The 10,863-nt window shown below is 44.7% G+C and carries 7 protein-coding genes; 1 reads left to right on the forward strand and 6 read right to left on the reverse strand.

All coding sequences use genetic code 11. The features are described from left to right. Window positions 1–185: 185 nt before the first annotated feature. Both AC06MN_RS03130 and AC06MN_RS03135 read right to left on the reverse strand, forming a co-directional pair. The gene (locus tag AC06MN_RS03130; RefSeq protein WP_475670896.1) at window positions 186–920 is read right to left on the reverse strand and encodes a copper homeostasis protein CutC; all 735 of its coding nucleotides are present in this window, start codon (window positions 918–920) and stop codon (window positions 186–188) included. A gap of 29 nt (window positions 921–949) precedes the next feature. Beyond that, window positions 950–2,956 carry an OPT family oligopeptide transporter gene (locus AC06MN_RS03135; protein WP_475670897.1) on the reverse strand — a complete coding sequence of 669 codons (2,007 nt, stop codon included), beginning with the start codon at window positions 2,954–2,956 and terminating at the stop codon, window positions 950–952. Window positions 2,957–3,264: 308 nt separating this feature from the next. Here AC06MN_RS03135 and AC06MN_RS03140 point away from each other — a divergent pair, with 308 nt between their 5' ends. Then, window positions 3,265–4,188 (forward strand): hypothetical protein, encoded by a 924-nt coding sequence (locus tag AC06MN_RS03140; RefSeq protein WP_475670898.1) that lies wholly within the window; start codon window positions 3,265–3,267, stop codon window positions 4,186–4,188. A 46-nt stretch (window positions 4,189–4,234) separates the two neighbouring features. On the opposite strand, the gene AC06MN_RS03145 is transcribed toward AC06MN_RS03140, so the two are convergent. The 4 genes from AC06MN_RS03145 to AC06MN_RS03160 form a co-directional block, all read right to left on the reverse strand. Next, a complete protein-coding gene (locus tag AC06MN_RS03145) occupies window positions 4,235–4,696 on the reverse strand; it encodes a cupin domain-containing protein (protein ID WP_475670899.1) in 462 nt (153 codons plus the stop codon). 147 nt (window positions 4,697–4,843) lie between these two features. After that, window positions 4,844–8,200 (reverse strand): transcription-repair coupling factor, encoded by a 3,357-nt coding sequence (mfd, locus tag AC06MN_RS03150; protein WP_475670900.1) that lies wholly within the window; start codon window positions 8,198–8,200, stop codon window positions 4,844–4,846. Window positions 8,201–8,316: 116 nt separating this feature from the next. Further along, window positions 8,317–9,345, reverse strand: coding sequence for a site-specific DNA-methyltransferase (locus tag AC06MN_RS03155; RefSeq protein ID WP_475670901.1), 1,029 nt, complete (start codon window positions 9,343–9,345; stop codon window positions 8,317–8,319). Beyond that, window positions 9,342–10,124 (reverse strand): restriction endonuclease, encoded by a 783-nt coding sequence (locus AC06MN_RS03160; protein ID WP_475670902.1) that lies wholly within the window; start codon window positions 10,122–10,124, stop codon window positions 9,342–9,344. Before AC06MN_RS03160 ends, AC06MN_RS03155 begins: the two co-directional genes overlap by 4 nt. Window positions 10,125–10,863 lie beyond the last annotated feature (739 nt).

A 10,863-nucleotide genomic window follows, 5' to 3' on the forward strand; every position in this document is an offset into this window, starting at 1 on the left:
GTCCTACTTGAATTTCCGCCTACGATGGGAATAATGCGCTTCGCGCAAGAAAAAGAGAATCAACATATTCTAAAATTCAAAACGTGCGCTTGCGCACAGAACTTCAGCAGCATGTTGTCCATTTCTCTAAATTGACTACGTCGAATCTTCGATTTCACTAATTCTTGACATAAAATAATCCTTGATTACATCGGATTGAGCATCTTTTCCATTTCGTAAATCAGATCATAATTGGCTTCGGTCCAAACCATTTGCGCACCTGTATTGTCAACTTGGTTTGGATAAAGTTTTTCGTTGAAACGCGGCACCCAATGCGACAGCGAAGCATGGCAGTGCTTGACACCTGTCATGTTGACAATATCCTGGACATTGCCCAGATTGATGCCGCCGCCAGGCATGATGCCGATTTTATCGCCATAGCGCAACTGCATTTCTGCAATCATCGGGATGCCTTCTTCGGCTTTCGGTTTGCCACCCGAAGTCAGCACCTTGTCGAAGCCCAAATCTATCAACTGTTCCATAGCCTCAAACGGATTGACGCAAGCATCGATGGCGCGATGGAAAGTGAATTTCAGGCCTTCGCCAGCCTCCATCAGGGCCTTGACGGTCGGCACATCCAGTTTGCCTTCATCGTTCAGGGCACCGATTACAACGCCCTCGAAACCAAGTTTCTTGCAGAGCATGATGTCGGTCTTCATGATTTCGGTTTCTTCCTCATCATAAATGTAATTTCCCGGGCGCGGACGAATCAAGACACGAATCGGGATAAACGATATTTCGGCGGCTTTCGCCAAAGTTCCAAACGAAGGCGTAACGCCACCAACTTTCAAGGCTTCGCACAGCTCGACACACTGAGCGCAGCCGTCCATTGCATTTCTCAACGACTTGATGCCGTTGGCACAAATTTCCAATCTGATCATATCAAATTACTGATTTACAAATCATAAAATTATTCTTCTTCCACCTTTGCGCGTTTGCTGTCCCAAATCATGTAAATGATGATGGCAATATACATGACTAATGCGATAAGGCCTGCAATCGGGAGTTCGTTGAACAATCCGCCATCGGCGGTTCTGGCCACTGCATCGACATTGCAGAACTTGAGGATGGCACTGACCACACCCATCAAGGCACCGCCGGCAATGAAACCTGAGGCAATGAGGGTGCCGCGGTTGTAGCGTGCATCGTTGAGTTTCTGGTCTTTGCTGCGTGTGCTGACAAACCACGACACGGCGCCGCCAATGAGCAAAGGCACATTGAGGTCAATCGGGATGAACATGCCCAAGGCAAATGGCAATGCCGGAACTTTAATGAAATTGAGAATCAAGGCGATGGCAGCACCAATGCCGTAAAGCAGCCAAGGTGCGCTGCCGCCCGACATCATAGGTTCGATGACAGCCGACATGGCGTTGGCTTGAGGTGCAACCAAAGCGCCGTCGCCGACAAAACCGTAGGCTTTGTTCAGCACCATGATGACGCCAGCCACGGTTGCGGAGGCCACAGCCACACCGACGAATTTCCAAATCTCTTGTTTCTTAGGCGTGGTGCCAATCCAGTAACCAACCTTCAGGTCGGTGATGAAAGCACCTGCCACAGCCAAAGCCGTGCAGACCACGCCACCTATTATTAATGCGGCAGTCATGCCTTCGGCACCGCTCAAACCGGCGGCTACCATAACCAAGGATGCCAAAATCAAGGTCATCAGGGTCATGCCGCTGACAGGATTGGAACCTACGATGGCAATGGCGTTGGCGGCCACAGTGGTGAACAAAAATGCAATGACGGCGACGACCAAAATGCCGATGGCAGCATGGCCAACGTTATGCACAACACCAAACCAGAAGAACAGGAAGGTGATGAGCAACACGGCCACGATCCCAATGATGATAGTCTTCATGGAAAGGTCGCTTTGGGTGCGGTCGACGGGTTCGTTGCTGGCTTTCTTGCCTTTGAATTCGTTGGCTGCCAGTCCGACCGACGACTTAATGACGCCCCACGATTTGATGATGCTGATGACACCGGCCATGGCAATGCCGCCGATGCCGATGTGACGGGCGTAGTTCTTGAAGATTTCTTCAGGTGCCATCTGCCCGATGGTTGAGGTAATGCCAGCATTCATCAGATCGATGATTTGGTCGCCCCAAATGAGGTTCATACCAGGAATGATGATGAACCAGACCAGCAATGAACCGCAGCAGATGATGAAGGCATATTTCAGTCCGATGATATAACCCAAACCGAGCACGGCAGCGCCTGTGTTCACCTTGAACATCAGTTTGGCTTTGTCGGCCAAGGCAGCGCCCCAACCCATCATGCGTGTGGTGATGGTCTCCGACCACCAGCCGAAAGTGGCGACGATGAAATCGTAAAGACCGCCAATTAAACCGCTGACAACCAGCAATAAGGAATCCTTGCCTTTTTTCTGTCCGCTGACTAAGACCTGCGTTGTAGCCGTGGCTTCAGGGAACGGGAATTTGCCGTGTTGTTCCTTGACGAAATATTTGCGGAAAGGAATGAGGAACAGGATGCCCAAAATGCCGCCCAGCAGCGAGCTGATGAACACCTGCCAGAAATTGATTTCGATGGCGTAGCCCTTGCCTTGCAGAATGTAAAGTGCCGGAAGCGTGAAGATGGCACCAGCCACTACGCCGCCCGAGCAGCCGCCGATGGATTGAATGATGACGTTTTGCGAAAGTGCGTCGTTTTTCTTGGCCACGCCCGACAAGCCTATGGCGATGATGGCAATCGGGATGGCGGCTTCAAACACCTGGCCGACTTTCAGGCCAAGGTAAGCGGCAGCAGCCGAAAACAGGATGGTCATCAGTAATCCGATGACTACTGACCAAACGGTAACTTCCTGATACTTCTTGTCTTTCGACAAGATGGGTTCGTACTCTTCGCCCGGTTTCAGTTCGCGATGCGCGTTCTCGGGCAGTTTGAAATTTTCGTTTTCCATGTATGTGTATTGATTTAAAGATTTAATATTCAGGAATTTAAAGATTCAAAATTTAAGATTGACTTTAGACTATTTGACAATTAGACTTTTAAACGAATGGACAGCAAGACTCCCTCAACAACAAAGCGTCATTTCCGCGAAGGCGGAAATCTCCTAACCCTTACGATATTTTCGCATGGGAAAGTTTTTCCACTTTAACACTTCTACACTTTCCATTTCTTTCCGTCTGCAATATTATGAAAATTGTCGTTTGGTTGCAGCACGAGACCGAAAATGATTTATATTTGTAGCGAAAAAATCTCATTGCTATGAAAAAGTCATCATTTGCATTTTTGATTTTGTCCTTGATTGCGACAAACGCCATTGCCCAAAAGACTGATTGGGAAAGCCACGGCCTGAAAGGAAGGGTAAAAAGTGACATTTCCATCACATTTTATTTTCATGATACAATCTGCGATTGGCGAACTGTGAACCTTTATGATTTGGCATCTACAATTTATTCTAATTTTATTGAGTTTGACAGCCTTGGTTCAAAGATTCGTGATACATTTAGGTCTGATGCAGGTATTTGCATGCTTACATTACATCGGAAATATAGTTGGAATAAAAACAAAACGGTTTTTAAAGGCCGATATACTGATGAAATGAATAATAAGGTTACGAAAAAGCAAATCTATGACAAAAATGACAGGATGGTTGAAAGTCATCGTTTTGAGAAAAACTTAAAGAGATTATATTGGAATAGAGTCCATAGTTATATTGATTATGATGAAAAGAACCGCGAAATAAAAGACCTAACAATTAGAAAGACTTTCGATTATGGAATGCGCTTTCACGATGAGAGTTTGACTGAATATATTTATGGAGCAAAAGACAGTCTCATTTTGATGAGACAGACCAATGATTATTATGATTGTCCGAAAAGACGGAATGTCAGGAATAAGTCAGTCACCGATCGTATCTATGGAGAACGTGGCGAACTTGTCAAGATGATGGATGTGGACAGCGTTTTCAGCCCAAATGGACAAAAGCAACGTGACGGATATTGCGTTATCGACTATGTTTATGACGAACATAATAATGTTATTGATAAAATATGGGAATCTTCATACGGAAATCGCCACGACCATTTTGAGTACGAATATGATGAAATGGGGAATTGCATCACAGAGGCGTATTATCTTGATGGCAAATTATGCTGGGTGAACAAACGCAAGATTGAGTATTATTGATTTCCGCCGCGAATTTTATGCGTAAAGAATACAATCTTTTCAAAAATCAGGAATCGCTTACTGTCAGCCGCTCAATCACTTCGCTGTGCTGCGGGTAGGCTTTGAGCAAATTTTCTCTTTTCCCTAATTCAAAATTCTCGAAACGAAAAGCGGGAGCGACGGCGCAACCGACAAGGGTGAACCCGTTTTTGGTCGAAATTTCGGCGGCAAACCATTGTTCAGGTTCAATGACGACTTGCATTTCGTTGTTGGCAAAAAGATGGTGTACTTTCAGTTCGCCGTTCTGGTCGATGACATAAATATTCAGCCTTTCTCCGGCATGATAATACCAGATTTCGACCATGTCGTGCAACTTGTGAAAAGCCGAGAAATCGTTGTCTTTCAGTAAATAATAAATGGTTGAAAGAGTTTTTTCGCCACCTTCGTCATTGCCATAGACTTGCTTGAAATAGCCACCTTCGGGATGCGGTTCAAGGCCTAGTTTTTCGATGTATTTTTCAGCGTTCATGTTTTCTGTGTTAAGTGGTTATCGGTTATCAGTTATCAGTTTTCAGTATATTGATTCATTTATATGATATTTCAGTTCTAACAGTTAATGGCTAATGGCTAAAAGCTAACGGCCAGAAGCTAAAAGCCAACAGCCAAAGGCCAGCCGCTATTCATTTTTACTCATTTCTCTCAGCAGCAGCAAGGCTTGCGTTACAGTCGTGACTTCCTTGATTTGCAGCAGCAGTTTTTCCTTCACTTCCTTTACGCTCGTGCGTTTCGGGTGCGTGATGATGTATTGCATGATGTCCTTATAAACTCCTGTTTCATAATATTTTGACGCTTGGTTGCTAATGAAATAAGCCGTCATGATATTGTTGCGCAAGACGATTTTCTCAAAGCCGCAGTCGCGGGCCAGCCAGCGCAGCCGCACGGTGTTGAGCAGGTCGTTGACTTGCTTCGGAATCGGGCCGAAACGGTCGATGAGCCGCTCGGTGAATTTCATCAGGCCTTCTTCGCTTTTTATGTGGTCAAGTTCGGTGTAGAGACTGATTCGCTCGGATGTGGAACCAATGTAATCGCCTGGGAAACATACTTCCATGTCGGTTTCAATGCCACATTCGCTGACAAATTGCTGTTCTTCTTCTTGCTCAAAGAGGTCTTGGAACTCGGTGGTCTTGAGTTCGCGGATGGCTTCGTCGAGGATTTTATGATAGGTCTCAAAACCGATGTCGTTGATGAAACCGCTTTGCTCGGCACCCAAAAGGTTGCCCGCACCGCGAATGTCGAGGTCGCGCATGGCAATGTTGATGCCGCCGCCCAAATCGGAAAACTCCTCCAAGGCACGCAGACGTTTTTGGGCATCTTGGGTCAAGGTGTTGTAAGGCGGTGTCAACAGGTAGCAGAATGCTTTCTTGTTGGAACGGCCTACGCGACCGCGCAATTGGTGCAAGTCGCTCAAGCCGTATCGGTGTGCATCGTTGATAATGATGGTGTTAGCATTCGGAATATCGAGACCTGATTCCACAATGGTGGTACAAAGCAGCACATCGTAATCGCCGTTGATGAAGCCGAGCATGATTTTTTCAAGTTTCTCGCCATCCATTTGCCCGTGCGCGACGGCGACTCTGGCACCTGGCACATAGCGCAAGATGACATTCTTGACTTCTTCGATGTTCTGAATGCGGTTGTGGATGAAAAACACCTGCCCGTCGCGGGCCATCTCAAACTGAATGGCATCGCGGATGAGTTCGCCATCGAAAGTATGTAGTTCAGTCTGAACGGGATAGCGGTTCGGTGGCGGCGTACTGATGACGCTTAGGTCGCGGGCGCCCATCATCGAGAACTGCAAGGTGCGGGGGATAGGCGTGGCGGTCAGGGTTAAAGTGTCAACATTGGCCTTCATCTCTTTCAGTTTCTCCTTCACGGCAACGCCGAATTTCTGTTCCTCATCGATGATGAGCAATCCTAAATCCTTGAATTTGACATCTTTTCCTGTCAATCGGTGTGTGCCTATGATGATGTCTATTTGTCCGCTTTCCAACTGTTTCAGCGTCTCTTTTTGCTCTTTGGCTGACTTGAAGCGGTTGAGGTATTCGATATTGACAGGGAATCCGTTGAGGCGTTCCTTGAAAGTGTGGTAATGTTGCAAGGCGAGCACGGTGGTAGGCACCAAAACGGCCACTTGCTTTGAGTCGCAGCAGGCCTTGAAAGCGGCACGCATGGCGACTTCTGTCTTGCCGAAACCGACATCGCCGCAAACCAGACGGTCCATCGGGTTCTCCGATTCCATGTCGCGTTTCACATCATTGGTGGCTTTCAGCTGGTCGGGCGTGTCTTCGTAAATGAAGGATGCCTCAAGTTCGTTTTGCAGGTAGTTGTCGGGGGCAAACTGAAAGCCTTTGCTTTGCTTGCGCTCGGCGTAAAGTTTGATGAGTTCGCGTGCAATGTCCTTGACCTTGCTCTTGGTCTTCGATTTCAGTCTGTTCCAAGTGTTTGAGCCTAAGGTGCTTAATGTAGGTTCGGTGCCGTCCTTGCTGCAATATTTCGCAATGCAATGCAGGGAATGGATGCTGATATACAGCAGGTCGCCTTTATTATAAATGATACGGATAGCTTCCTGCGTCTTGCCGTTGTTGTCGATGGTTTCCAAGCCGTCGAACTGTCCGATGCCGTAGTCGATGTGGGTGACATAATCGCCGGGCTTCAGGTCGTAAAGGTCTTTGAGGGTGATGGCTTGTTTCGAGGCGAAATTGTCGCGCAAATGGAAACGGTGGTAGCGTTCAAAAATTTGGTGATCGGTATAGCAGCAGATTTTCAAGTCGTTATCGATGAATCCGGCGTGAATGGCGCGGTTCTCGCGTTGGAAATCGCTGTGGAGTTCGTCCTGCTGGTTGATGTCGTTCAGGATGTTTTGGATTCTGTCAAGTTGCTTGTTGCTCTCCGAAAACAGGATGATTTTGTAACCATCCTGCTTGTGCGCTTCAAGGTCTTCAATCAAAAGACTGAAATTCTTGTTGAAGACAGGTTGCGGCTGGGTGTGAAATTCGATGGTTTCCGATGCTTTGAGTTTGCTGCTTGGACCAAATTCCACCGTATTGCGTTTCAGCAGGTTATCTATCAACTCTTCTGATTTGCAGAAAAGCTGTTCGGGCGTCATCGGCTTCTGGTTTTCGTCCAATTTCTGGAAACTCTCAACGGCACGGTCGTATTCGCGGTCGATTTGCGAAGCGAAAAACGACATGTTTTCCAACCAGATAGCCGTGGTGTTAGGCAGGTATTGCAGAATCGACTCTCGTTCCTCGATGAAAGCCTTTTCCTGCATGTTCGGCACCAAAACGATGTTGTTCAGTTTCTCGATGGAAAGCTGGTTGGCAATGTCGAAACTGCGGATGGAGTCGACTTCATCGCCGAAAAACTCGATGCGGTAAGGATTGTCGTTGGCAAACGAAAACACGTCAATCAGGCCGCCACGGATGGCAAACTGACCAGGCTCGACAACGAAATCGACATTTTCGAAATTGAACTCATAGAGTTTTTCAATCAGGTCGTCAAGATTGATGTTGTCGCCAACTTTTATCTTGAAGGAGTTCTTAGCCAGCAGTTTGCGTGTGAAAACCTTCTCGCTGAGGGCTTCGGGATAGCTGACAATGACCGTGCGCCGCTCGGATGTGTTGACGCGCTGTAGCACTTCGGTACGCGACAGAATGTAAGTGTTGTCGGCTTTCTCAGGCTCGTAAGGACGCTTGTAGGAAGTGGGGTAGAAGAGGATTTGCTTCTTGCTGTAATCCATTTCGCGCTCGCCGAAAGCACTTTCCAAGTCGTTGTAAAAATAGGCCGCCGTCTCGCGGTCGGAGCAAATGACAAGGTGCTGCCCGCCTTTCTGACGGAACACTTCTTCAACGATGAAAGCCTTTGAGGAGCCGGTGAGATTCGAACATAGCAAATGATTCCCGTCACGCAAATCATTGATGAGCGTTTTTATGCGGGAATCGTCGTTGTAAAATTTTCTCGATAAATTAGCCACGCTTTTTTACCTTTTAGTGTCATCCGCAAAATGGAATGACGCTGCAAAGGTAGCAAAAATCTATCATTTTGAAGACTTGCGGCGGTTACATTCGCGACAAAGCATTTGACTGATTTCTATAATTCTAAATAATCAAAACTATCACTTGGTAAAAACAAAGATAAATCTTGTGAAATGGATTTCTTTGTTGTTTCTATTGCAATATCAGATTGATCAATTCCAATCCAATGACGTCCCAAATTTTGTGCAGCTTTCAAAGTTGCTCCAGAACCGCAAAAGCAATCCATAACTATTGAATTTTCATTGGAAGAAGCTGATACGATTAGATTCAACATTTCAGGATTTTTTTGTGTTGGATAATCGGGATACATTGAATCTTTAAAGTCCCAAATATCTTGCACTTTTTTCCCTGCCATTTCATCCGCATAATTGATTTTTCTCGGATTCCCTTTTTCTGACCATTCAATCAATCCTTTTCTGTCAAGTTCTTCGAGCTCTTCAATAGAACACCGCCAATGTCTTCCTTTAGGTGGATATATACCTTTGAATGCTTGTGCTGTTTTTCCATCTTTTGTTTCTCCTGGTGCGTGGATTGGTACAGTGGTATATCTTCGACCGTTTTTATCTATTTTAGTGTAGAGTCTTTTCAGATCTTCTTCTGTATGTTTAATCCTTGGCTCGTTCCAAATAGGATTTTTCCCCTTAGTATAGAACAATATCATATCTTTAATGTTACCATAGCCTACTCGCGAAAAGTTTTTGGGATTACATTTAATTCGTGTTATGTCATTCCTGAAGTTTTCTATCCCAAAAACTTCGTCCAACATCACTTTCACATAATGACCTATCTTATAGTCTATGTGCAAATACAAAGATCCTTGTTCTGACAATAGTTCGTGAATTAGCAAGGCTCGCTGTCGTAAAAAATCAATAAATTCAGGACCTTGCAAAGTGTCTTCGTAGGCAACTTTGGATTTTTCAGACTTGCTTATCGTTGCAACACGACCATTGTCATCAACGGAGAAAGTGCCTCCAGTTGCAAAAGGAGGGTCTATATACACCAAATCAACTTTTCCTTCATACCCGTTTTCAATCAACCAATTTAGGCCAACGAGATTGTCTCCTTTAATTAGAATGTTTTTCATAGCGAGTATAAATAGTCTCTTAATAAAAGTGCACTCATAACGGGAACATTTTTCGAAGTGATTGTCTGGTACATTTTCTTTTTACTTTTGATGTAAAGTATACCATCTAGCACAGCCACTTTTAAAACATTCCTATTTGTTTCTGTTTCTAAAGTTGTAATTGCATCAAGGAATTGGTCATTCTGATGACCGCCTTCATCGGAAATGAACTTTGCCTCTCCAATAATGAAGAGGTTTCCTTTCCTCGCGATAAAATCCAATCCTTTGTTTCTCGTATATCCTAAATGACGATTCGCGAAATCGGCTAAAGCAGAATCTCTTCCATTTAATATGGCAAGACCTTTGTCTTTTAGCAAGAACTCATTTTCGTTAACAGGATAAGAACCAAGAACACCTTTGTTCAACCAATTTTGGAACAGAGGACCCATTTGACGGTTGGTCTCTTTGGGTTGGGTGCATTTTTCCCATAATTTATCCAATCCTAATTCTCTCACTCTGCCGCAGATTCTGTCAACAGTATCCGGATTGCGTTCAATTGCACTTAAATCATGCTTAAAGTAAGGGACATAACCATCTTTTACTGGAAATAATGGTAATTTCAGTAAACTTTTGAATAATTCAATGTTGTCTCCTTTTTTGTAGTGTTTTTCTACTGAATCCCAATTTGTTCCGTCAATTTCTCTAAAAGTGTCAGGACACAATGGATAAACTTTAAAAAGTAAATCAAGGTAATTCCGTTGATTTGCCAGTTCAATACTTTTTTCTGTGTAAAAATTCATTTCGATTGATAGTTTTCCGCACAACTATCAATCATTTCAATCGGACAACAAGAAAGGCGCGAACCTCTCTACTCACATTCACGGGGAGCGTCGGATGAACCCCAATTACTCACATAGATTAGCCCACGCCTTATCGCGCGAGCATTAACAATTTATGTGAGTAACGGTCAGTCTCAGCTTCCGTGAATTTGCTTTATCCGATTATTCAGAACAATCAGTTTCCGACGCTTTTTGTTTGAATGTGAATAATAGCTAATGCGTTATGTTATTATGTCGTTATTTTGTTACAGTATGCTTATCAGTTTGTCGTTAGTAGTTTTCTTTTTTTCAGAAGAAATGTATTTGTTTCTACTGAATTCATTTGCAAAAATAGTAAAATTATGAAGCAAAAGCAGGTTTTTTCAATACAGTAGGCCAAATTCCCAAAGCGGAACGACATTCAGAAAGCCTGTTTCGGTGTCGTCTTCTACGATTATGCATTCCAAAAGCCCCACCGTCCAAGCTGTCACTTTTGACTTATTCTTCTTTTTTTTGGGCCTCTCGATAAAAAAGCTCCTCCTGCCGGACCAATTTTCCACTTCTCGAGAAAAAAGTCCGACACTAGTATTTTGTAACACTTAAAAGTTCAATATAGGGTAGAGATGTTTCAGTTTGATTCGGGCATCGACAGTCTTAAACTGCCAATTGACGCTCTTTTGAGCGGCGTTCCTCTCGGTATTCCAAGAAGCAATCTCTTCAT

The sequence above is a fragment of the Candidatus Limimorpha sp. genome (genome assembly GCF_056203535.1).